This window comes from Klebsiella sp. HC6, assembly GCF_022605325.1.
GTDB lineage: Bacteria > Pseudomonadota > Gammaproteobacteria > Enterobacterales > Enterobacteriaceae > Klebsiella > Klebsiella terrigena.
The window spans coordinates 5,027,917-5,049,697 of the sequence record NZ_CP093276.1 but is presented as its reverse complement, the minus strand read 5'-3'; the positions used below and the strand labels follow the sequence as shown (position 1 = coordinate 5,049,697).

Below are 21,781 nucleotides of genomic sequence, written 5' to 3'. Positions count from 1 at the left end.
CATGGCAGATTATCAGGGTAAGAAAGTCGTCATTATTGGGCTGGGTATGACCGGCCTGTCTTGCGTGGACTTTTTCATGGCCCGCGGCGTGACGCCGCGCGTCATGGATACTCGCGCTGCGCCTTCCGGCCTGGATAAGCTGCCGGAAGAAGTGGAGCGCTACGTTGGCGGCCTGAACGAGGATTGGCTGCTGGCGGCCGATCTGATCGTGGCAAGCCCGGGTATCGCCCTGGCGCACCCCTCTCTGAGCGCGGCGATGGACGCCGGCGTGGAAATTGTTGGCGACATCGAGCTGTTCTGCCGCGAGGCGCAGGCGCCGATTGTGGCGATTACCGGTTCAAACGGTAAAAGTACCGTCACCACCCTGGTGGGTGAAATGGCGAAAGCGGCCGGCGTAAACGTCGGCGTCGGCGGCAATATTGGCCTGCCGGCCCTGATGCTGCTGGATGCTGAACGCGAGCTGTACGTTCTCGAACTTTCCAGCTTCCAGCTGGAAACCACCTCCAGCCTGCGGGCGGTTGCCGCGACGATCCTCAACGTGACCGAAGATCATATGGACCGCTACCCGCTCGGCCTGCAGCAGTATCGGGCGGCCAAGCTGCGCGTCTATGAAAATGCGAAGAGCTGCATTGTGAATGCCGATGACGGATTGACGATGCCGGTGCGCGGGGCCGATGACCGCTGCATTAGCTTTGGCGTTGACGTCGGCGACTACCACCTTAACCGCCAGCAGGGAGAAACCTGGCTGAGGGTGAAGGGTGAGAAAGTGCTGAACGTCAAAGAGATGCCGATAACCGGCCAGCATAACTACAGCAACGCCCTGGCGGCGCTGGCGCTGGCGGATGCCGCGGGTCTGCCGCGAGCCAGCAGCCTCAAGGCGTTGACCACCTTTACCGGCCTGGCGCACCGTTTCCAGCTGGCGCTGGACCATAACGGCGTGCGCTGGATAAACGATTCCAAAGCCACCAACGTTGGCAGCACCGAAGCGGCGCTGAACGGCCTGCATCTGGAGGGCACGCTGTATCTGCTGCTCGGCGGTGACGGCAAATCCGCTGATTTCGCGCCGCTGAAGCGCTATCTGGCCAGGGATAATATCCGCCTGTACTGCTTCGGTCGCGACGGCGAGCAGCTGGCGGCGCTGCGCCCTGAGGCGGCGACGCAGACGGAAACCATGGAGCAGGCGATGCGTCAGATTGCGCCGCTGCTGAAGCCGGGCGATATGGTGCTGCTGTCACCGGCCTGCGCCAGCCTCGATCAGTTTAAAAGCTTTGAACAACGGGGGGATATCTTTACCCGCCTGGCGAAGGAGTTAGGCTGATGCGTCTCTCTCTCCCGCGCCTGAGAATGCCCCGACTGACGCTGCCGCGTTTGCCGGGAATGCGTATCTTCTCCTGGCTGTTTGCCGCGCTGAAGGGCTGGGTGATGGGCTCGCGGCAGAAAGATAACGACAGCCTGGTGATGTATGACCGGATGCTGCTGTGGCTGACGTTTGGCCTGGCGGCGGTCGGTTTCATCATGGTGACCTCGGCCTCGATGCCGGTGGGCCAGCGTCTGGCAAACGATCCGTTTTTGTTTGCCAAGCGCGACGGACTCTACATTCTGCTGGCGCTGGGGCTTGCGCTGGTGACCCTGCGCCTGCCGATGGAATTTTGGCAGCGGCACAGTACCGCGATGCTGATCGCCTCGATCGTGATGCTGCTGATCGTGCTGGTGGTCGGCAGCTCGGTAAACGGGGCATCGCGCTGGATTGCGCTGGGCCCGCTGCGCATTCAGCCCGCGGAGTTTACCAAGCTGTCGCTGTTCTGCTACATCGCCAACTACCTGGTGCGTAAGGGCGATGAGGTGCGTAATAACCTGCGCGGCTTCCTGAAACCGATGGGCGTGATTTTCGTGCTGGCGATCCTGCTGCTGGCGCAGCCGGACCTCGGAACGGTGGTGGTGCTGTTCGTGACGACTCTGGCGATGCTGTTCCTCGCCGGCGCCAAGCTGTGGCAGTTCATTGCCATTATCGGTATGGGGATCTCGGCGGTGGTGCTGCTGATCCTCGCCGAGCCGTATCGTATTCGCCGCGTAACCTCCTTCTGGAACCCGTGGGAGGATCCGTTTGGCAGCGGCTACCAGCTGACCCAGTCGCTGATGGCCTTTGGCCGCGGCGAAATGTGGGGCCAGGGCTTAGGCAACTCGGTACAAAAACTGGAGTATTTACCGGAGGCGCACACTGACTTCATCTTCGCCATCATCGGCGAAGAACTCGGTTATATCGGTGTGGTACTGGCCCTTTTAATGGTATTCTTCGTCGCTTTTCGCGCCATGTCCATCGGCCGCAAAGCGCTGGAGATTGACCACCGTTTCTCCGGCTTTCTGGCCTGTGCGATCGGGATCTGGTTTAGCTTCCAGGCGCTGGTTAACGTCGGCGCGGCTGCGGGCATGCTGCCGACCAAGGGCCTGACGCTGCCGCTGATCAGCTACGGCGGCTCCAGCCTGCTGATTATGTCGACGGCGATTATGCTGCTGTTGCGTATTGATTATGAAACGCGTCTGGAAAAAGCCCAGGCGTTTACACGGGGTGTTCGATGAGCGGTCAGGAAAAGCGGTTAATGGTGATGGCGGGCGGTACCGGCGGGCATGTGTTCCCGGGACTGGCGGTCGCGCACCATTTAATGGACCAGGGCTGGCAGGTTCGCTGGCTGGGTACCGCCGATCGTATGGAAGCGGACTTAGTGCCGAAGCACGGTATTGAGATCGATTTTATCCGCATCTCCGGCCTGCGTGGCAAAGGCCTGAAGGCGCAGCTGCTGGCGCCGGTGCGTATTTTCAACGCCTGGCGTCAGGCGCGCGCGATTATGCAGCGTTTCAAGCCGGACGTCGTGCTGGGGATGGGCGGATACGTTTCCGGCCCCGGCGGGCTGGCGGCATGGTCGCTGGGCATTCCGGTGGTGCTGCACGAACAGAATGGTATTGCCGGCCTGACCAATAAATGGCTGGCAAAAATTGCGAAGAAAGTGATGCAGGCGTTTCCCGGCGCGTTCCCCCACGCTGACGTGGTGGGAAACCCGGTGCGCACCGATGTGCTCGCGCTGCCTCTGCCGGAGCAGCGGCTGGTTGGGCGTCAGGGGCCGACCCGCGTTTTAGTGGTTGGCGGCTCGCAGGGTGCCCGCGTACTGAACCAGACTATGCCGCTGGTGGCCGGGAAGCTGAACGGCGCGGTCACCATCTGGCACCAGAGCGGCAAAGGCGCCCAGCAGACGGTACAGCAGGCGTACGCTGATGCCGGGCAGCCGCAGCACAAGGTGACCGAATTTATTGATGACATGGCGGCAGCATATGCCTGGGCCGACGTGGTGGTATGTCGTTCCGGCGCGCTGACGGTGAGCGAAATCGCCGCCGCAGGATTACCGGCGCTGTTTGTGCCGTTTCAGCATAAGGATCGTCAGCAGTACTGGAACGCGCTGCCGCTGGAAAAAGCGGGAGCCGCGAAAATTCTCGAACAGCCCCAGTTCACGGTGGATGCCGTGGCGCAAACCCTGGTCGGCTGGGATCGTGAAACGCTGCTGGATATGGCGGAACGAGCGCGTAGAGCCTCGATTCCGGATGCTACCGAGCGGGTAGCGGAAGAAGTGAGCGCCGCAGCACTGGCGCGCTAATCGCGGTGAATCTCACCGCCCGAATAGAGAAGTTGATGGCGTAAAGAATGAATACACAAGATTTGGCAAAACTGCGTTCCATAGTGCCCGAGATGCGTCGCGTCCGGCACATTCACTTTGTTGGCATTGGCGGTGCCGGTATGGGCGGTATTGCCGAAGTTCTGGCCAACGAAGGCTACCAGATTTCCGGCTCCGACCTGGCGCCGAATCCGGTTACGCAGCAGCTGGCTAAGCTTGGCGCCACTATCTATTTCAACCATCGTCCTGAAAACGTGCGCGATGCCAGCGTGGTGGTGGTTTCCAGCGCAATCTCTGCGGAAAATCCGGAGATTGTTGCCGCTCACGAAGCGCGTATTCCGGTTATCCGTCGCGCAGAGATGCTGGCGGAGCTGATGCGTTTTCGTCACGGCATCGCTATCGCCGGCACGCACGGTAAAACCACGACCACCGCGATGGTCTCGAGTATTTATGCGGAGGCCGGCCTCGATCCGACTTTCGTCAACGGTGGGCTGGTTAAGGCCGCGGGCGTGCACGCCCGTCTTGGGCACAGCCGCTATCTGATTGCGGAAGCGGATGAGAGCGACGCATCGTTCCTGCATCTGCAGCCGATGGTTGCCATTGTGACCAATATCGAAGCCGATCACATGGATACCTACCACGGTGATTTTGAAAACTTAAAGCAGACGTTCGTTAACTTCCTGCACAACCTGCCGTTCTACGGACGCGCGGTGATGTGCGTGGACGATCCGGTCATTCGTGAACTGCTGCCGCGCGTCGGCCGCCAGACGACGACCTACGGCTTTAGCGACGATGCCGACGTGCGTATTGAAGAGTATCGCCAGCTTGGCGCGCAGGGCCATTTCCGCCTGGTGCGCCAGGACAAAGAGGTTATTCAGGTCACGCTAAACGCTCCGGGTCGCCATAATGCCCTGAATGCGGCGGCGGCCGTGGCGGTGGCGACGGAAGAGGGCATTGAAGACGACGCGATCCTGCGGGCGCTGGAAGCCTTCCAGGGCACCGGCCGTCGCTTTGATTTCCTCGGCGAATATCCGCTGGCTGAGGTCAACGGTAAAAGCGGCAGCGCGATGCTGATTGATGATTACGGCCATCACCCGACGGAGGTGGATGCGACCATCAAGGCGGCCCGCGCCGGCTGGCCGGATAAAAATCTGGTGATGCTGTTCCAGCCGCACCGCTTTACCCGTACGCGCGATCTGTACGACGATTTTGCCAACGTGCTGACCCAGGTCGACGCGCTGCTGATGCTGGACGTTTACTCCGCCGGCGAAGCGCCGATCCCGGGGGCGGATAGCCGCTCCCTGTGCCGCACAATTCGCGGCCGCGGCAAGGTGGACCCGATTCTGCTTTCTGACCCGGCCCAGGCGGCAGAGATGCTGGCATCGGTGCTGACCGGGAACGATCTGGTGCTGGTGCAGGGCGCGGGGAATATCGGAAAAATTGCCCGCCACCTGGCTGAAATCAAACTCATGCCGCATAAAGCGGAGGAGGAGCGCCGTGGCTGATAAGATCGCGGTTCTTTTCGGCGGGACCTCCGCCGAGCGAGAGGTGTCGCTCAACTCCGGCGCGGCGGTGCTTGCCGGGCTGCGTGAGGCGGGCGTTGATGCTCATCCTGTCGATCCCCGTGATGTCGACATTACCCAGCTAAAGCAGCTGGGTTTTCAGAAAGCGTTTATTGCTTTGCACGGCCGCGGTGGAGAAGATGGAACGTTGCAGGGGCTGCTGGAGCTGATTGAGCTGCCATATACCGGCAGCGGCGTGATGGCTTCGGCAATCTCGATGGATAAAGTGCGCAGTAAACTACTGTGGCAGGGCGCGGGCTTACCCGTTGCTCCCTGGGTGGCGCTGACCCGTTCGCAGTTCAGCGCGGGCCTTACCGCGGAGGTCGCGCAGCAGATTACGGCGCTTGGGCTGCCGCTGATTATTAAGCCGAGCCGTGAAGGTTCAAGCGTCGGCATGTCGAAAGTGAGCGAAAGCTGTGAATTACACAATGCATTGGCGCTGGCTTTTCAGCATGATGATGAAGTTCTGATTGAGAAATGGCTCAGTGGACCGGAATTCACCGTTGCTATCGTCGGTGAAGAAATTTTACCGTCAATTCGTATCCATGTGGCTGGAACCTTCTATGATTATGAAGCGAAGTATCTCTCTGATGAGACGCAATATTTCTGCCCAGGTTGTGAGGATCCTGCCCGCGAGTCAGAAATTCAGGCCCTGGTACTGAAAGCCTGGAATGTTCTCGGCTGTAGCGGCTGGGGACGGATTGACGTCATGCTGGACAGCGATGGCCAGTTTTATCTGTTGGAAGCGAATACTTCTCCTGGCATGACCAGCCATAGCCTGGTGCCGATGGCGGCGCGTCAGGCGGGGATGAGCTTCTCACAGCTTGTTGTTCGAATTTTGGACCTGGCGGGGTGATATGTCGCAGGCTGCGCTGAATACGCGGAACCACGAAGAAGAAGAGGAAATGTCTTCTTCGCGCCGAAGTAATGGAACTCGTCTGGCGGGGATTTTCTTCCTGCTGGCGGTGCTGTGTACCGTATTGGTCAGCGGGTGGATGGTTCTGGGCTGGATGGAAGACGCACAGCGTTTACCGCTGTCCAAGATGGTGGTAACCGGTGAGCGTCACTACACGCGTAATGACGATATTCGCCAGGCAATTCTGGCGCTGGGTTCTCCGGGAACCTTTATGACCCAGGATGTGAATATCATCCAAAGTCAGATTGAGCGCCTGCCGTGGATTAAACAGGCGAGCGTCAGAAAGCAGTGGCCGGACGAATTGAAGATTCATCTGGTTGAATATGTGCCGATTGCGCGTTGGAATGATCAGCATATGGTGGACGTAGAAGGTAATTCTTTCAGCGTCCCGGCGGATCGCACCAATAAACAGAATTTACCGATGCTGTATGGCCCGGAAGGCAGCGAGAACGAAGTGTTGCAAGGATATCGCGACATGGGGCAGGTGCTGGCAAAGGATAAATTCACGTTGAAAGTGGCGGCGATGACCGCGCGTCGCTCCTGGCAGCTGACGCTTAATAACGATATTAAGCTCAACCTTGGCCGCGGCGACACCATGAAACGTCTTCAGCGCTTTATGGAACTTTACCCGGTTCTTCAGCAGCAGGCGCAGACCGATGGCAAACGGATAAGCTACGTTGATTTGCGCTATGACTCGGGCGCGGCGGTAGGCTGGGTGCCTGCTCCCGCTGAGGAAACTAATCAACAACAGAATCAGGCACAGGCAGAACAACAATGATCAAGGCGACGGACAGAAAGCTGGTAGTTGGACTGGAGATTGGCACCGCGAAGGTTGCCGCTTTAGTAGGGGAAGTTCTGCCCGACGGCGTGGTTAATATCATTGGCGTGGGCAGCTGCCCATCGCGTGGTATGGATAAAGGCGGGGTTAACGACCTGGAATCCGTGGTGAAATGCGTACAGCGCGCCATTGACCAGGCCGAACTGATGGCTGATTGCCAGATTTCGTCAGTGTACCTGGCGCTTTCAGGTAAACATATTAGCTGTCAAAATGAAATTGGTATGGTGCCGATTTCAGAAGAAGAGGTGACGCTGGACGACGTTGAGAACGTGGTGCATACCGCCAAGTCGGTCCGCGTACGCGATGAGCATCGCGTGCTGCACGTCATCCCGCAGGAGTACGCCATTGACTACCAGGAGGGGATTAAAAACCCGGTTGGCCTGTCTGGCGTGCGTATGCAGGCAAAAGTACATTTGATTACCTGCCATAACGATATGGCAAAAAATATTGTTAAAGCGGTGGAGCGCTGCGGTCTGAAAGTGGATCAGCTCATTTTCGCCGGTTTAGCGGCCAGTTATTCCGTGTTGACGGAAGATGAACGTGAGCTGGGTGTCTGCGTTGTGGACATCGGCGGTGGTACAATGGATATCGCCGTGTATACCGGCGGCGCGCTGCGTCATACCAAAGTGATCCCGTACGCGGGCAACGTGGTGACCAGCGATATCGCCTACGCCTTCGGTACGCCGCCGAGCGATGCCGAAGCGATCAAGGTGCGCCACGGCTGCGCGCTGGGCTCAATCGTCGGTAAAGACGAAAACGTCGAAGTTCCGAGCGTAGGCGGACGCCCGCCGCGCAGCCTGCAGCGTCAGACGCTGGCAGAGGTTATTGAGCCGCGTTATACCGAACTGCTCAACCTGGTCAATGAAGAGATCCTGCAGCTGCAGGAGCAGCTCCGCCAGCAGGGCGTGAAGCACCATCTGGCTGCGGGGATTGTGTTAACCGGCGGCGCGGCGCAAATTGAAGGCCTTGCCGCCTGTGCGCAGCGGGTGTTCCATACGCAGGTGCGTATCGGTGCACCGCTGAACATTACCGGTTTAACGGATTATGCCCAGGAGCCGTATTATTCAACGGCGGTTGGGTTGCTGCACTACGGGAAGGAGTCTCATCTTAGTGGTGAAGCAGAAGTGGAAAAACGCGTAACTGCATCAGTTGGCTCGTGGATTAAGCGACTAAATAGCTGGCTGCGAAAAGAGTTTTAATTTTTTAAGAGAACGCAGAAAATTAGCGTTCTCAGGCGACAGGCACAAGACGGAGAGAAACTATGTTTGAACCAATGGAATTAACCAACGACGCGGTGATTAAAGTCATCGGCGTCGGTGGCGGCGGCGGTAATGCCGTAGAGCACATGGTGCGCGAGCGCATCGAGGGTGTGGAATTCTTCGCGGTGAACACCGACGCGCAGGCGCTGCGTAAAACGGCCGTTGGCCAGACTATTCAGATTGGTAGCGGTATTACCAAAGGTCTGGGCGCGGGCGCCAACCCGGAAGTCGGCCGCAATGCGGCGGATGAAGACCGTGAAGCGCTGCGTGCTGCTCTCGACGGCGCAGACATGGTGTTTATCGCGGCAGGTATGGGCGGCGGTACCGGTACCGGTGCGGCACCTGTGGTGGCAGAAGTGGCGAAGGATCTTGGTATCCTGACCGTCGCGGTTGTGACCAAGCCCTTCAATTTTGAAGGCAAGAAGCGTATGGCTTTTGCCGAGCAGGGGATCACCGAGCTCTCCAAGCACGTCGATTCACTGATCACTATTCCGAACGACAAGCTGCTGAAAGTTCTTGGCCGCGGCATTTCGCTGCTGGACGCCTTCGGCGCAGCAAACGACGTGCTGAAAGGCGCTGTGCAGGGTATCGCCGAACTGATTACCCGTCCGGGTCTGATGAACGTCGACTTTGCGGATGTGCGCACCGTGATGTCCGAAATGGGCTACGCGATGATGGGCTCCGGCGTGGCGAGCGGTGAAGACCGTGCGGAAGAAGCGGCTGAAATGGCGATTTCTTCTCCGCTGCTGGAAGATATCGATCTGTCCGGCGCGCGCGGCGTTCTGGTCAACATCACCGCTGGCTTCGACCTGCGTCTGGATGAGTTCGAAACCGTAGGTAACACTATCCGCGCATTCGCATCGGATAACGCCACCGTGGTTATCGGTACTTCTCTGGATCCGGATATGAACGACGAGCTGCGCGTGACCGTGGTTGCGACCGGTATTGGCATGGACAAACGTCCGGAAATTACCCTGGTAACCAACAAGCAGGTTCAGCAGCCGGTAATGGATCGCTACCAGCAGCACGGTATGGCGCCGCTGAATCAAGAGCAGAAACCGGCAGCGAAAGTGGTGAACGACAATACGCCGCAAACCGCGAAAGAGCCGGATTATCTGGATATCCCGGCCTTCCTGCGCAAGCAAGCCGATTAAGAATTGGCTGGAAGTTGGGCATCAGCGCTCTTTGTGCTAAACTGCCCGTCCGAAAGTGTTATACACTTCGGTTGGATAGGTAACTTGGCGAGATTATACGATGATCAAACAAAGGACTCTTAAACGTATCGTTCAGGCGACTGGCGTCGGTTTGCATACCGGCAAGAAAGTCACACTGACGTTACGACCTGCGCCGGCAAATACCGGGGTCATCTATCGTCGCACCGACTTGAATCCACCGGTTGATTTTCCGGCTGATGCCAAATCTGTGCGTGATACCATGCTCTGTACTTGCCTGGTGAACGAGCATGACGTGCGGATTTCAACGGTCGAGCACCTGAATGCCGCACTGGCTGGCCTGGGCATTGACAACATTGTTATTGAAGTCGATGCGCCGGAAATCCCGATTATGGACGGCAGTGCTGCTCCGTTCGTTTATCTGCTGCTGGATGCCGGCATCGATGAACTGAACTGCGCCAAGAAATTTGTGCGCATTAAAGAGACCGTTCGCGTTGAAGATGGCGACAAGTGGGCTGAGTTTAAGCCGTACAATGGTTTTTCGTTGGACTTTACCATCGATTTTAACCATCCGGCGATTGACTCAAGCAACCAGCGCTATGCGATGAACTTCTCTGCTGATGCATTTATGCGCCAGATTAGCCGTGCGCGTACCTTCGGTTTTATGCGTGATATCGAATATCTGCAGTCCCGCGGCCTGTGCCTGGGCGGCAGCTTCGATTGTGCCATCGTTGTTGACGATTATCGCGTACTGAACGAAGACGGCTTACGCTTTGAAGATGAGTTTGTCCGCCACAAAATGCTGGATGCGATTGGTGACCTGTTTATGTGTGGTCACAATATCATCGGCGCATTCACGGCGTTCAAATCAGGTCACGCGTTGAACAACAAACTGCTGCAGGCCGTTCTGGCAAAACAGGAAGCCTGGGAGTATGTGACCTTCGAAGACGAAGCAGAAATGCCGCTGGCATTCCGCGCACCATCAATGGTTATGGCGTAAGCCTGACCATTCAGTAAAATCGACTGGTAACCTGGTACTCTCTCCGGCCAGGGAGCCAGTCGTTTTTCTTTTTTACCTCCCGATTCTCATTTCACCCCGATTCAACCATCGCTGACGCCGCGCGTTCGCTGCTTAATTGACCGCTTTTACCTGTGCAAAGCTTTCATTCCTGCTGCCGTGACGCGGTATTAATGGTAATATTTGGGCGCAAAATTATTTCCTGGGGTTGCTTCAACTAAAGGTAATGGACGTGAGTGGATTGCTGACGCGCTGGCGACAGTTTGGCAGACGGTATTTCTGGCCGCATCTCCTGTTGGGGATGGTCGCGGCTAGCTTTGGCCTGCCTGCCTTAAGCAATAGTCACGAAACGGCATCACCGGCGAAAGCAACGGCCAGCAGCCACACGCCGAATAAAGTTAATTTCTCCCAGCTTGCTCTGCTGGAAGCCAACCGCCGGCCAAACTTTACCGTCGACTACTGGCATCAGCACGCCATCCGCACGGTTATCCGTCATCTCTCATTTGCCATGGCGCCCCAGGCGCTGCCGGTTGCGGAAGAATCTTCGCCATTACAGGCGCAGCATCTGGCCCTGCTCGATACGCTCAGCGCGCTGCTGACGCAGGAAAGCAAGCCGCCGGTCATTGTGCGTCAGGCGACATACAACCCCTCCCATCGCGCCTTTTGCGTCTCCGCCTGGATTAGCCAGGTCACCGGGATACGCGCCGGACCCCAACGCCTCAGCTGAACTAAAAACGGATCATTCTATTTTTTGTGACTCCGCATCGCGGGGCGTTTGAGATTTTATTATGCTAATCAAATTATTAACTAAAGTTTTCGGTAGCCGTAACGATCGTACACTGCGCCGTATGCGCAAAGCCGTGACGCTGATTAACTCCATGGAACCTGCCATGGAGAAGCTCTCTGATGATGAGCTGAAGGCTAAAACAGAAGAGTTCCGCGCGCGTCTGGCAAAAGGCGAAAGCGTAGAAAGTCTGATCCCGGAAGCCTTTGCCGTGGTACGTGAAGCCAGTAAGCGCGTATTCGGTATGCGTCACTTTGACGTACAGCTGCTTGGCGGCATGGTGCTCAACGAGCGCTGCATCGCGGAAATGCGTACCGGTGAAGGTAAAACGCTGACCGCTACCCTCCCGGCCTATCTGAACGCGCTGTCAGGTAAAGGCGTGCACGTCGTGACCGTCAACGACTACCTGGCGCAGCGTGATGCTGAAAACAACCGTCCGCTGTTTGAGTTCCTCGGTATGACCGTCGGTATCAACATGTCGGGCCTGCCAGCTCCGGCCAAGCGTGAAGCTTACGCCGCCGATATCACTTACGGCACCAACAACGAATACGGCTTCGACTATCTGCGCGATAACATGGCGTTCAGCCCGGAAGAGCGCGTACAGCGTAAGCTGCACTATGCGCTGGTGGATGAGGTTGACTCCATTCTTATCGATGAAGCGCGTACGCCGCTGATCATTTCCGGTCCGGCTGAAGACAGTTCGGAAATGTACAAGAAAGTGAATAAGATCATCCCTCACCTGGTGCGCCAGGATAAAGAGGACTCCGACACCTTTACCGGTGAAGGCCACTTCTCGGTAGACGAGAAGGCGCGTCAGGTGAACCTGACCGAACGCGGGCTGGTGCTGATTGAAGAACTGCTGGTCAACGAAGGCATTATGGATGAAGGTGAATCCCTGTATTCACCGACTAACATTATGCTGATGCACCACGTGACCGCGGCGCTGCGCGCGCACGTGCTGTTTACCCGCGACGTTGACTACATCGTAAAAGATGGCGAAGTCATTATCGTCGATGAGCACACCGGTCGTACCATGCAGGGTCGTCGTTGGTCAGACGGTCTGCACCAGGCCGTCGAAGCCAAAGAAGGCGTTGATATCCAGAACGAGAACCAGACGCTGGCGTCCATCACCTTCCAGAACTACTTCCGTCTGTACGAGAAGCTGGCGGGGATGACCGGTACTGCGGATACCGAAGCTTTCGAATTCAGCTCTATCTATAAGCTGGATACCGTCGTGGTACCGACCAACCGTCCGATGATCCGTAAGGATATGGCGGATCTGGTCTATATGACCGAAGCAGAAAAAATTCAGGCGATCATCGAAGATATCAGAGAGCGTACTGCCGCCGGCCAGCCGGTTCTGGTGGGTACGATTTCTATCGAAAAATCGGAAGTGGTTTCGCAGGAGCTGACCAAAGCGGGCATCAAACACAATGTCCTGAACGCCAAGTTCCACGCCAGCGAAGCGGATATCGTGGCTCAGGCCGGCTACCCGGCCGCGGTGACCATCGCCACCAACATGGCCGGTCGTGGTACGGATATCGTGCTGGGCGGCAGCTGGCAGGCGGAAGTCGCCGCGCTGGAAGATCCGACTCCAGAGCAGATCGCGCAGATCAAAGCCGACTGGCAGGTGCGTCACGAAGCGGTGCTGGCCTCCGGTGGTTTACACATTATCGGTACCGAGCGTCATGAATCTCGCCGCATCGATAACCAGCTGCGCGGCCGTTCAGGTCGTCAGGGTGATGCCGGTTCTTCTCGTTTCTATCTGTCGATGGAAGATGCCCTGATGCGCATCTTTGCCTCTGACCGCGTGTCGGGCATGATGCGTAAGCTGGGGATGAAGCCGGGCGAAGCGATTGAACACCCGTGGGTCACCAAAGCGATCGCCAACGCGCAGCGTAAGGTTGAAAGCCGCAACTTTGATATTCGTAAGCAGCTGCTGGAATATGATGACGTGGCTAACGACCAGCGTCGTGCCATCTACAGCCAGCGTAACGAACTGCTGGACGTCTCTGATGTTAGCGAAACCATCAACAGCATTCGCGAAGACGTTTTCAAAACGACTATCGATGCGCACATTCCGCCGCAGTCCCTGGAGGAAATGTGGGATGTCGAAGGCCTGCAGGAACGTCTGAAAAACGACTTCGATCTCGAGCTGCCGCTCAAAGAGTGGTTGGACAAAGAGCCTGAGCTGCATGAAGAAACCCTGCGTGAGCGTATTCTGCAGAGCGCGGTAGAAACCTATCAGCGTAAAGAAGAAGTCGTGGGTACCGAAATGATGCGTCATTTCGAAAAAGGCGTGATGCTGCAGACTCTGGACTCACTGTGGAAAGAGCATCTGGCGGCGATGGACTACCTGCGTCAGGGTATCCATCTGCGCGGTTACGCGCAGAAAGATCCGAAGCAGGAATACAAGCGTGAATCGTTCTCGATGTTTGCGGCGATGCTTGAATCCCTGAAGTATGAAGTGATCAGCACCCTGAGCAAGGTACAGGTGCGGATGCCGGAAGAAGTTGAAGCGATGGAGCAGCAGCGTCGCGAAGAGGCGGAGCGCCTGGCGCAGATGCAGCAGCTGAGCCATCAGGATGACGATACCCTGGCGGCGGCCGCATTGGCTGAGGAAACCGGCGAGCGTAAGGTCGGCCGGAACGATCCTTGCCCGTGTGGTTCCGGTAAAAAATATAAGCAGTGCCATGGTCGTCTGAGCTAAGCTCAGAGAATAAAAATAAAGGCGCAGATATCTGCGCCTTTTTTATGGAATTAACGCAATGAAAATACTGCAAATCTCCGTTGGAATCATCCGTAACCCGCAGGGTGAAATCTTTATTACCCAGCGTGCCGCCGATGCGCATATGGCAAATAAGCTCGAGTTTCCCGGTGGCAAAATTGAAGCGGGAGAGTCGGCCGAGCAGGCGCTGGTGCGCGAGCTGCAGGAAGAGGTCGGCATTACCGTACGCGCGTCCAGCCTGTTTGATAAGCTGGAGTATCAGTTCCCCGACCGGCACATCACGCTGTGGTTCTGGCTGGTGGACGACTGGGAGGGCGAACCCTGGGGTAAAGAGGGGCAGCCGGGGCGCTGGATTGCCCAGCGGGCGCTGCTGGCCGAGGAGTTTCCGCCGGCCAACGAACCAATTATCAGCAAATTAGTGCACGCCGCCCGCTGAGAAAATCACCCGGACAGGACGCAAGGTCATCTCCGGGATTTTCTGCCGCCGCGGCGCTACTGCTGCTGTTCGCTCCAGTCATCGGTATCGGACAGGTCGCCCGCGCTAGGAATGCGTTTTTCTTCCGCCGCCCATTCACCTAAGTCAATGAGCTGACAGCGTTTTGAGCAAAATGGCCGAAACGGGCTGCGCTCATTCCAGACCACATTTTTACCGCAGGTCGGGCAGTTAACGGTTGTCTCTTTTGACATCTTTCCTCCTTAACAACAGGCCAGTTCAAAATCAAAGCGCTCGGGGACGATACCGAGCTCGCTGTCCAACGGGAGAAAGCGAATGGCAAAGCGGCTTTTATGGCCAGAAATTTGCGGATACAGCTGGCTGGCAAGATCGAGGCGTAAGCGCAGCAGATCGGCATCATCGCCGTTATCCTGATAAAAACCGTTGAGGCTGGTCTGCTTGCGAAAGGGCGCAGAGTTGCGGATCAAATCGAGGATCAGCACCAGCGCCTGGGTGAGCGGCTGCAGGCTCGCTAACCATCTATCAACCTGCTCGTCGCGATACTCCTGAGGCATATGCAGCCAGATATGCAGCGTGGGCAGATCGAAACTGCAGCAGCCGCCGGGAATGCTCAGACGCTGGCGAACCAGCGCAATTAAACGATCCTCTCGCAGGAACTGACCGATGCGCGGAGCGGACATCAGCGCGCTGCCGGCGTGCTTCAGCTGTTGGCGCAATTCGTCAATACGCCCGCGGTCGACGCCCGGTACTTCTGCCCAGGACTGCAGTTTACGCTGCTGCCGCTCGAGCTCTTTGAGAAGATCCGTCCGCACCTCGCCGCGTTCGAGAACGTCCAGCAGATCGCCCGTATTACGGAAGAAGTGGAGCGCATCCGAGTAGGTGGCGATCGTCGGGTGCACGGAGAGCTGTTGAATCAAAAATTCAATACGCAGCCAGGTGCGCATTTTCTCATTGAGGGGATGTTCAAATAGAACGGGGGTATGCATTACGATTTTTCCTGTGAGGCGGCCTGCGATGCCAGCATTAGATACTTTTCGTGCAGGCGGGCGACATCCGATGCGATGGCATCTGGAGGGCCCATATTTTCAATGACATCATCCGCAGCGGCGAGGCGTTGTTCACGCGTGGCCTGGGCGGCGAGAATGCGTTCTGCGTGCTCACGGCTAACCCGATCGCGCAGTATGGTTCGCGCTATTTGCGTCTCTTTTGCAACATCGACGACCAGCACGCGGTCGGCGTTGGCGACGAGATTGTTTTCGACCAACAGGGGAACGACCCAGAGAACATAGGGAGAGGACGCCGCCTGAATTTGACGGCGGGTTTCCTGCTGAATGAGCGGATGCAGCAGCGCGTTAAGCCAGGTTTTATCTTCAGCGTGAGCGAAGATGCGTTCCCGCAGGCTGCGGCGGTTCAGCGTGCCGTCATCGTTAATCATCTGTTGGCCGAAACGAGCGGCAATCGCCAGTAGCGCAGAGGTTCCAGGCTCGACCACCTGGCGGGCGATAACGTCGGCGTCAATAACGTTAACACCGAGGTGAGAGAATGCATCGGCTACGGTGCTTTTACCGCTACCGATGCCGCCCGTTAACGCTACCGTATACCTCATATACCCCGTTCCTGAAACTGACCATACACACATTGACTTTTCAGCAGCGCCCGCGCTTCACGAGCCGTGACTCTGCGGTGGGTGTCCCGTCAGGCTGCTTCGAGCCGGAAGAGACTTTTACGACGAATACTGGATTGCTTTGTACATATAAATCAAATGGTTAAAAATAACGCTCTGGCCGTTGATTGTCGCGATCGCGCATTTCTCAATTCACCAGGTAAATTTATACGATTGTAGCGTAAAAAAAGTGAAAATCGCAGTCTTGCGCGGTCATGATTCGTGCGTATGATAACGTCACTGGAGTTGTGCTCTCACAATAATGCAATTAACCCCAGGAATTCGCACATGCGTATTGAAGAAGATCTGAAGCTTGGTTTTAAAGACGTTCTTATCCGCCCCAAGCGCTCTACCCTCAAAAGTCGTTCTGATGTTGAACTGGAACGTGAATTCACTTTTAAACATTCTGGTCTCTCCTGGTCTGGCGTGCCGATCATCGCCGCGAATATGGATACCGTCGGTACCTTTGGCATGGCAAAAGCGCTGGCCTCATTCGGGATCCTGACTGCCGTCCATAAGCACTACACCGTAGAAGAGTGGCGCAGCTTTGTGCAGACCACGCCCGCCGATGTGCTGAAGTACGTCATGGTTTCTACCGGCACGTCGGATGTTGATTTCGAAAAAACCAAACAGATCCTGACGCAGAACCCGCAGCTCGGCTTCGTTTGTATTGATGTGGCAAACGGTTATTCCGAGCATTTTGTGCAGTTCGTGGCGAAGGCGCGCGAAGCCTGGCCGCTGAAAACGATCTGCGCGGGTAATGTCGTGACCGGCGAAATGTGCGAAGAGCTGATTCTGTCCGGTGCGGATATCGTGAAGGTCGGCATCGGTCCGGGTTCGGTTTGTACTACCCGCGTGAAAACCGGCGTTGGCTACCCGCAGCTCTCTGCGGTTATCGAATGCGCCGATGCGGCCCACGGCCTGGGCGGTCAGATTGTCAGCGACGGCGGGTGCACTACGCCGGGTGACGTCGCCAAAGCCTTCGGCGGCGGCGCTGATTTCGTCATGCTGGGCGGTATGCTGGCAGGTCACGAAGAGAGCGGCGGCACCGTTGTTGAAGAAAACGGCGAGAAGTTTATGCTGTTCTACGGCATGAGCTCCGAATCCGCGATGACCCGTCACGTTGGCGGCGTTGCTCAGTACCGCGCGGCGGAAGGTAAAACCGTTAAGCTGCCCCTGCGCGGCCCGGTTGAGAACACCGCCCGCGATATTCTCGGCGGCCTGCGCTCTGCCTGCACCTATGTCGGCGCATCTCGTCTAAAAGAGCTGACCAAACGCACGACCTTTATTCGCGTACAGGAACAAGAGAACCGCGTGTTCAACAGCCTGTAATGCCGTTTTGCTGGCGCACCTCCTGCGCCAGCCGCTATCCCCCCATTCCGCTAATGGCGTCGCCCAGATGAAAAATGGGCAAATACATCGCCACCACCAGGATGCCAACGACGGCGCCGGTTATCAGCAGCAGCATCGGTTCCAGCAGCGTGGCCAGGCCCTCTGCCTGGCGGTGCGTGCGTTCGCTATGATGGCGGGCAAGGTTCTCCAGCATGATATCCAGCGACCCTGAAGCCTCCCCGGTGCGGATGAGCTGCAGGCATAGCGGGGTAAATCCCTCACAGTTCGCCAGCGCCTGCCAGATGGCAGTCCCGCGGGCAATCTGCGTATTAACTTGATGGATCCTCTGGCGCCAAAGCGGGCAGCTTAGCGTCTCTTCGACGCTTTCCAGGCCCTGCATAAAGCTGATGCCGGCGCTCTGCGTGAGGGTTAAAACGGTAAATATCTGGCTGAGCCGCTGTCCGCCTATTAGCTTTCCGACTACCGGCAAAGCGTGAAGCAGCCTTTGTCGTCGGAGTAGCCATGAGCGGCGACGATGGGCCAGCCGGTTGAGGAGAAACGGCAGTATCGCCATCAGCAGCAGCAGCGGCCAACTGCCGCTGAGGCCTTCTCCGGCGCTTATCACCACTTTGGTCAGCAGAGGGAGCGGCGTGTTGAACGTCTGGTAGATAGCGGCAAACTCCGGCAGGACAAAAGTGAGCATACCCATTACCACCAGCAGCGCCAGCAGCAGAACGATCAGCGGATAGCGCAGCGCCTTTTTGACCTTTTCGCTCAGCTGCAGCTGTTCCTGCTGCTGACGAGCCAGATGAAAGCAGCAAAGATCCAGCTTACCGGTAAGTTCCCCGGTACGGATCATCGCCAGATAGAGCGGAGGAAACGCCTGCGGCCATCTTTCCAGCGCGCTGGAAAGCGCGATGCCCTGCGCGAGATCCTGAGCCAGCGTTCGCAGCAGCGCCTGCCACTGGGCGCCCGTCTGCTGCTGCGCCAGCAGCTCCAGCCCCTCGGCGAGCGGCAGTCCCGCCTGCAGGAGGGTTGCCAGCTGGTGGATAACCTGACCGCTGTAGCGCGGATGCCAAAGCGCGCTGCGTACCGCGCAGCGGCGGAGCGCGAGGGGGATAATCCGTTCATGCTGCAGCGCCTGCATCGCCTCCTGGCGGGAGCTTTTCCACAGCGAGCCGTGGCACAGCGATCCTTTAGCATCAAGCCCGCGCCAGCGCCAAAGGCGTTCAGTCGCCATGGGGGAGCCCCAGCACGCGGACCACCTCTTCAAAGCAGGTCAGCCCCTGCTCAATGGCCAGGCAGCCGCTTTCAAACAGCGTCGTCATTCCGGCCTCACGCGCCAGGGCCTCAATTTCCACCGCGCTCAGCCCCCGGGAAATAGCCTGCTGCAGCGCGGTGCCTATCGGGAGCACCTCAAATAGCGCCAGGCGCCCATAGTAGCCGTGATAGCAGTGCCGACAGCCCGTCGCCTGCCAGCGGGGCAGCCGACGCGGCCACAGGCTGTGCGGCACGTCAATGCCGCCATCAGCCTTCCGGCGGCAGTGCGGGCAGAGCCTGCGCACCAGGCGCTGGGCAATGACCAGCGATAGCGCGGATGAGAGCATCCAGCAGGCAATCCCCATCTGCTGCAGGCGAATCAGCGTTTCGCTGGTCGAGTTGGTGTGCAGCGTTGAGAGCACGAGGTGTCCGGTTTGCGCCGCTTTGATCGCAATTTCTGCGGTCTCCGCATCGCGGATTTCGCCAACCATAACAACGTCCGGATCCTGACGCAGCAGCGCGCGCAGAACGCTGTTAAAGGTTAGTCCGGATCGCGGGTTGATCTGCGTTTGATTCATGCCAGCGATGGGGATTTCCAGCGGATCCTCTACGCTGCAAATATTAACCTCATCGCGGTTTCGCTTCTGCAGCGCGCTGTAGAGCGTGATGGTCTTACCGCTGCCGGTTGGGCCGGTGACCAGCAGCAGCCCCTGGGGCTGATTGAGCGCCGAGACAAAGGCGGCAAGCTGCTCTGGTGAGAGGCCGAGCGCCTCGAGGTCCAGCGCCTGCTCCACCTGATGCAGCAGGCGCAGAACGATTTTCTCACCGTAGCGACAGGGCAGGGTGGCGATGCGAAATGAGACCGATTGTCCCGAGAGCGTCTGAGTAAACTGACCGTCCTGCGGCAGGCGGTGTTCGGCAATATCAAGGTTCCCGAGCACCTTAAGCCGCGCCGTTATCGGCAGCGCCAGTTCGGCGGCGAGCGGCGCGAGCGGATGGAGCACCCCGTCGACCCGCAGGCGTATGCGCAGGCTACTTTCACCAGGCTCGACGTGGATATCAGATGCGCGCTGGCGCAGCGCCTGCTCCAGAATTTGCTTAACCTGGTCGATGACGCCGGTCGGTGCTTCGCCGCTGGCGGCAGATGGCCCGGGCTGTGCGGACGACTGCTGGCGCTGATTCATTTTTTCCTGGCTCCAGCACTCGATATCGATCCGCTTTTGCGTGGCAAAGCGCAGCGCCTCCATCAGCTCAGGCGGCGGAGAGTCTACGACCGCGATGGAGAGGGTTTGCTCATCGCTGTTAAGCACCAGGGCATGGTAGCGCTGGCAGAGGGCGGTCAATTTTTCGGCTTTCATCGCGATGGCCTCAGTTAAAGCGGAAGACGTCTTCACACGCCTGCTTGAGGGCGCTGCCGCTGGCGATGTCGCACTCTCTTTGCCAGCCGGTAATGCCATTTGCGCTATCCCAGCCCGGCGTCATGGTGACGCGTAGCCCGTTGAGGCTCTCCTGCCCGCTGAGCGTGACGACGCCTTGCGCCACGGTCAGGGCGGAAACGTAGCGCGTGGTGGCGGGCGCGGGAATGCCGTTGCTGCCGCCGTCGCAGCTTGCGAGGCCGCCGTGCTCAAGGGCGCAGAGCTCCACCGCCGTGCGGTAGGGAATAAAGGTTTGCAGCATGTCGGTGAGCGCCGCCTTGCGCAGATAGTTCTGGTAGGCGGGAATACCGATGGCGCTGAGAATGGCGATAATGCCAATCACCACCATGAGTTCGATAAGGGTAAAGCCGCGTTGTTTGTCCATCGTTTGCTCCTTATTAGCGTCGGGAGCACTGTGGCGGTCTGCGGGGAGGATGACGAGCGGTAAATGAGCGCTCAGGAAGCGGCTTCCCGGGCTTTCTCTACTTATTACAGGGTGAGGGCAAAGCGCTGAGATCGCCCTCGCAAAGCGTGCGCCCCGGCAGGCGAGCCGTGCCGGGGCGGAGCGTTAGCGGAAACGCATCGACAGGTCGAGCGCGCGGACGTGTTTGGTCAGGGCGCCAACGGAGATGTAATCGACGCCGGTTTCGGCAAACTCACGGATCGTCTCGAAGGTGACGTTGCCGGAGACTTCCAGCGCGGCCTGGCCGCTGGTGCGCTTCACCGCTTCGCGCATCAGGTCGGGGGTGAAGTTATCGAGCATGATGATATCGGCCCCGGCCTTCAGGGCTTCATCCAGCTCATCAAGGGATTCAACCTCAACTTCTACCGGCACGTCCGGATGCAGCCAGAAGGCCTTCTCGACGGCCTGGCGCACGGAGCCGGAGGCAATAATGTGGTTCTCTTTGATCAGGAAGGCATCGAACAGCCCCAGGCGGTGGTTTGCGCCGCCCCCGCACAGGACGGCATATTTCAGCGCGGTGCGCAGGCCGGGCAGGGTTTTACGGGTATCGAGCAGCTGGGTTTTGGTGCCCGCCAGCAGATCCACGTAGCGGCGCACCTCGCTGGCGACCCCGGATAGGGTCTGCACGAAGTTCAGCGCGGTGCGCTCGCCGGTCAGAAGAAGGCGGGAAGGGCCCTGCAGCTCAAACAGCGGCTGATCCGCCTTGACCGCGTCGCCATCGTCAACCAGCCAGGTGACGCTGACGTCATCGCCGGCCAGCTGAATAAAGACCTCTTCCACCCAGCGCTTGCCGCAAAACACGCCGTCTTCGCGCGTAATGACCACCGCGTGCGAGCGTGCGCTTTCCGGCAATAATTGCGCGCTAATATCGTTGTTAGCGTCAACTTCGCCGCCTAAATCTTCGCGCAGGGACTGGGCTACGGCATCGGTAATATCGAGGTTAATACGTTCCAGCAGCGCGTCACGGCGGCGGTCGGGGTTGTAGCGACGAGGCGACATGATAAAGCTCCAGATAGATAAGATTCAGAAGTGGGAAACATGCTAACCTGAACGGCGTTTCTACACCATATACTCTTCATCCTTCAGGCTATTGCAGCGTTGGCGTGCCTGCGCTGTAGAGGTTGAGGCGCGGCACCGCTCCTTTGCTAAAGGGCGGGCAGGTCGAATTGGCGGATGGCGCATTTTCTGCCCGCCGGCAGCGGCGATCGGCCCCGAACGAATTTGTGTATGATAATCGGCATCCCTGGCCATGGGC

At 58.0% G+C, this 21,781-nt stretch carries 20 protein-coding genes; 13 read left to right on the top strand and 7 right to left on the bottom strand.

From position 1 onward, the window contains the following. Position 1 precedes the first annotated feature (1 nt). From murD to mutT, 12 genes are all read left to right on the top strand, one after another. Positions 2-1,318, top strand: coding sequence for a UDP-N-acetylmuramoyl-L-alanine--D-glutamate ligase (gene murD / locus MMW58_RS24430; RefSeq protein ID WP_241722279.1), 1,317 nt, complete (start codon positions 2-4; stop codon positions 1,316-1,318). Beyond that, a complete protein-coding gene (ftsW, locus tag MMW58_RS24425; RefSeq protein WP_133600656.1) occupies positions 1,318-2,577 on the top strand; it encodes a cell division protein FtsW in 1,260 nt (419 codons plus the stop codon). The genes murD and ftsW overlap by 1 nt, the downstream gene beginning before the upstream one ends. After that, positions 2,574-3,644 (top strand): undecaprenyldiphospho-muramoylpentapeptide beta-N-acetylglucosaminyltransferase, encoded by a 1,071-nt coding sequence (murG, locus tag MMW58_RS24420; protein WP_241722278.1) that lies wholly within the window; start codon positions 2,574-2,576, stop codon positions 3,642-3,644. The genes ftsW and murG overlap by 4 nt, the downstream gene beginning before the upstream one ends. A gap of 47 nt (positions 3,645-3,691) precedes the next feature. Continuing rightward, positions 3,692-5,167 (top strand): UDP-N-acetylmuramate--L-alanine ligase, encoded by a 1,476-nt coding sequence (murC, locus tag MMW58_RS24415; protein WP_123710108.1) that lies wholly within the window; start codon positions 3,692-3,694, stop codon positions 5,165-5,167. Beyond that, entirely contained in the window at positions 5,160-6,080 is a 921-nt protein-coding gene (locus MMW58_RS24410) for a D-alanine--D-alanine ligase (RefSeq protein ID WP_133600655.1), read from the top strand. Before murC ends, MMW58_RS24410 begins: the two co-directional genes overlap by 8 nt. Position 6,081: 1 nt before the next feature. Further along, a complete protein-coding gene (ftsQ, locus tag MMW58_RS24405; RefSeq protein WP_041144052.1) occupies positions 6,082-6,918 on the top strand; it encodes a cell division protein FtsQ in 837 nt (278 codons plus the stop codon). After that, entirely contained in the window at positions 6,915-8,177 is a 1,263-nt protein-coding gene (gene ftsA / locus MMW58_RS24400) for a cell division protein FtsA (RefSeq protein ID WP_004857881.1), read from the top strand. Before ftsQ ends, ftsA begins: the two co-directional genes overlap by 4 nt. A gap of 62 nt (positions 8,178-8,239) precedes the next feature. Further along, positions 8,240-9,391 (top strand): cell division protein FtsZ, encoded by a 1,152-nt coding sequence (gene ftsZ / locus MMW58_RS24395; protein ID WP_041144053.1) that lies wholly within the window; start codon positions 8,240-8,242, stop codon positions 9,389-9,391. 100 nt (positions 9,392-9,491) lie between these two features. Then, the gene (gene lpxC / locus MMW58_RS24390; protein ID WP_041144054.1) at positions 9,492-10,409 is read left to right on the top strand and encodes a UDP-3-O-acyl-N-acetylglucosamine deacetylase; all 918 of its coding nucleotides are present in this window, start codon (positions 9,492-9,494) and stop codon (positions 10,407-10,409) included. Positions 10,410-10,659: 250 nt separating this feature from the next. Then, positions 10,660-11,154, top strand: a complete 495-nt coding sequence (secM, locus tag MMW58_RS24385) for a secA translation cis-regulator SecM (RefSeq protein ID WP_200851438.1) — start codon at positions 10,660-10,662, stop codon at positions 11,152-11,154. A 61-nt stretch (positions 11,155-11,215) separates the two neighbouring features. Further along, positions 11,216-13,921: a preprotein translocase subunit SecA gene (gene secA / locus MMW58_RS24380; protein WP_133600653.1), complete on the top strand. Its 2,706-nt coding sequence runs from the start codon at positions 11,216-11,218 to the stop codon at positions 13,919-13,921. A gap of 58 nt (positions 13,922-13,979) precedes the next feature. Continuing rightward, positions 13,980-14,375 carry an 8-oxo-dGTP diphosphatase MutT gene (mutT, locus tag MMW58_RS24375; protein ID WP_076946387.1) on the top strand — a complete coding sequence of 132 codons (396 nt, stop codon included), beginning with the start codon at positions 13,980-13,982 and terminating at the stop codon, positions 14,373-14,375. A gap of 56 nt (positions 14,376-14,431) precedes the next feature. Here the strand turns inward: mutT and yacG are convergent, their stop codons facing one another. The 3 genes from yacG to coaE are packed head-to-tail and all read right to left on the bottom strand — an operon-like array spanning position 14,432 to position 15,999. Continuing rightward, positions 14,432-14,626, bottom strand: coding sequence for a DNA gyrase inhibitor YacG (yacG, locus tag MMW58_RS24370; RefSeq protein WP_133600652.1), 195 nt, complete (start codon positions 14,624-14,626; stop codon positions 14,432-14,434). Between the two features lie 9 nt (positions 14,627-14,635). After that, positions 14,636-15,379, bottom strand: coding sequence for a cell division protein ZapD (zapD, locus tag MMW58_RS24365; protein WP_045859881.1), 744 nt, complete (start codon positions 15,377-15,379; stop codon positions 14,636-14,638). Continuing rightward, positions 15,379-15,999 carry a dephospho-CoA kinase gene (gene coaE, locus MMW58_RS24360; RefSeq protein ID WP_133600651.1) on the bottom strand — a complete coding sequence of 207 codons (621 nt, stop codon included), beginning with the start codon at positions 15,997-15,999 and terminating at the stop codon, positions 15,379-15,381. Before coaE ends, zapD begins: the two co-directional genes overlap by 1 nt. Before the next feature lie 345 nt (positions 16,000-16,344). Here coaE and MMW58_RS24355 point away from each other — a divergent pair, with 345 nt between their 5' ends. Continuing rightward, on the top strand, positions 16,345-17,388 hold the full coding sequence (locus MMW58_RS24355; protein WP_133600650.1) for a GMP reductase: 1,044 nt from the start codon (positions 16,345-16,347) through the stop codon (positions 17,386-17,388). A 34-nt stretch (positions 17,389-17,422) separates the two neighbouring features. Here the strand turns inward: MMW58_RS24355 and hofC are convergent, their stop codons facing one another. From hofC to nadC, 4 genes are all read right to left on the bottom strand, one after another. Continuing rightward, positions 17,423-18,628: a protein transport protein HofC gene (gene hofC / locus MMW58_RS24350; RefSeq protein WP_133600649.1), complete on the bottom strand. Its 1,206-nt coding sequence runs from the start codon at positions 18,626-18,628 to the stop codon at positions 17,423-17,425. Next, the gene (gspE, locus tag MMW58_RS24345) at positions 18,618-20,006 is read right to left on the bottom strand and encodes a type II secretion system protein GspE (RefSeq protein WP_159237426.1); all 1,389 of its coding nucleotides are present in this window, start codon (positions 20,004-20,006) and stop codon (positions 18,618-18,620) included. Before gspE ends, hofC begins: the two co-directional genes overlap by 11 nt. Positions 20,007-20,016: 10 nt before the next feature. Next, complete coding sequence (gene ppdD, locus MMW58_RS24340) at positions 20,017-20,448, bottom strand: prepilin peptidase-dependent pilin (protein ID WP_133600647.1); 432 nt, start codon at positions 20,446-20,448, stop codon at positions 20,017-20,019. A 183-nt stretch (positions 20,449-20,631) separates the two neighbouring features. Then, entirely contained in the window at positions 20,632-21,525 is an 894-nt protein-coding gene (gene nadC, locus MMW58_RS24335) for a carboxylating nicotinate-nucleotide diphosphorylase (protein ID WP_133600646.1), read from the bottom strand. Positions 21,526-21,781 lie beyond the last annotated feature (256 nt).

Coding starts and splice junctions, on each gene's coding strand:
- murD (WP_241722279.1), top strand. CDS start 2: ATGGCAGATTATCAGGGTAAGAAAGTCGTCATTATTGGGCTGGGTATG.
- ftsW (WP_133600656.1), top strand. CDS start 1,318: ATGCGTCTCTCTCTCCCGCGCCTGAGAATGCCCCGACTGACGCTGCCG.
- murG (WP_241722278.1), top strand. CDS start 2,574: ATGAGCGGTCAGGAAAAGCGGTTAATGGTGATGGCGGGCGGTACCGGC.
- murC (WP_123710108.1), top strand. CDS start 3,692: ATGAATACACAAGATTTGGCAAAACTGCGTTCCATAGTGCCCGAGATG.
- ftsQ (WP_041144052.1), top strand. CDS start 6,082: ATGTCGCAGGCTGCGCTGAATACGCGGAACCACGAAGAAGAAGAGGAA.
- ftsA (WP_004857881.1), top strand. CDS start 6,915: ATGATCAAGGCGACGGACAGAAAGCTGGTAGTTGGACTGGAGATTGGC.
- ftsZ (WP_041144053.1), top strand. CDS start 8,240: ATGTTTGAACCAATGGAATTAACCAACGACGCGGTGATTAAAGTCATC.
- lpxC (WP_041144054.1), top strand. CDS start 9,492: ATGATCAAACAAAGGACTCTTAAACGTATCGTTCAGGCGACTGGCGTC.
- secA (WP_133600653.1), top strand. CDS start 11,216: ATGCTAATCAAATTATTAACTAAAGTTTTCGGTAGCCGTAACGATCGT.
- mutT (WP_076946387.1), top strand. CDS start 13,980: ATGAAAATACTGCAAATCTCCGTTGGAATCATCCGTAACCCGCAGGGT.
- yacG (WP_133600652.1), bottom strand. CDS start 14,626: ATGTCAAAAGAGACAACCGTTAACTGCCCGACCTGCGGTAAAAATGTG.
- zapD (WP_045859881.1), bottom strand. CDS start 15,379: ATGCATACCCCCGTTCTATTTGAACATCCCCTCAATGAGAAAATGCGC.
- coaE (WP_133600651.1), bottom strand. CDS start 15,999: ATGAGGTATACGGTAGCGTTAACGGGCGGCATCGGTAGCGGTAAAAGC.
- MMW58_RS24355 (WP_133600650.1), top strand. CDS start 16,345: ATGCGTATTGAAGAAGATCTGAAGCTTGGTTTTAAAGACGTTCTTATC.
- hofC (WP_133600649.1), bottom strand. CDS start 18,628: ATGGCGACTGAACGCCTTTGGCGCTGGCGCGGGCTTGATGCTAAAGGA.
- gspE (WP_159237426.1), bottom strand. CDS start 20,006: ATGAAAGCCGAAAAATTGACCGCCCTCTGCCAGCGCTACCATGCCCTG.
- ppdD (WP_133600647.1), bottom strand. CDS start 20,448: ATGGACAAACAACGCGGCTTTACCCTTATCGAACTCATGGTGGTGATT.
- nadC (WP_133600646.1), bottom strand. CDS start 21,525: ATGTCGCCTCGTCGCTACAACCCCGACCGCCGCCGTGACGCGCTGCTG.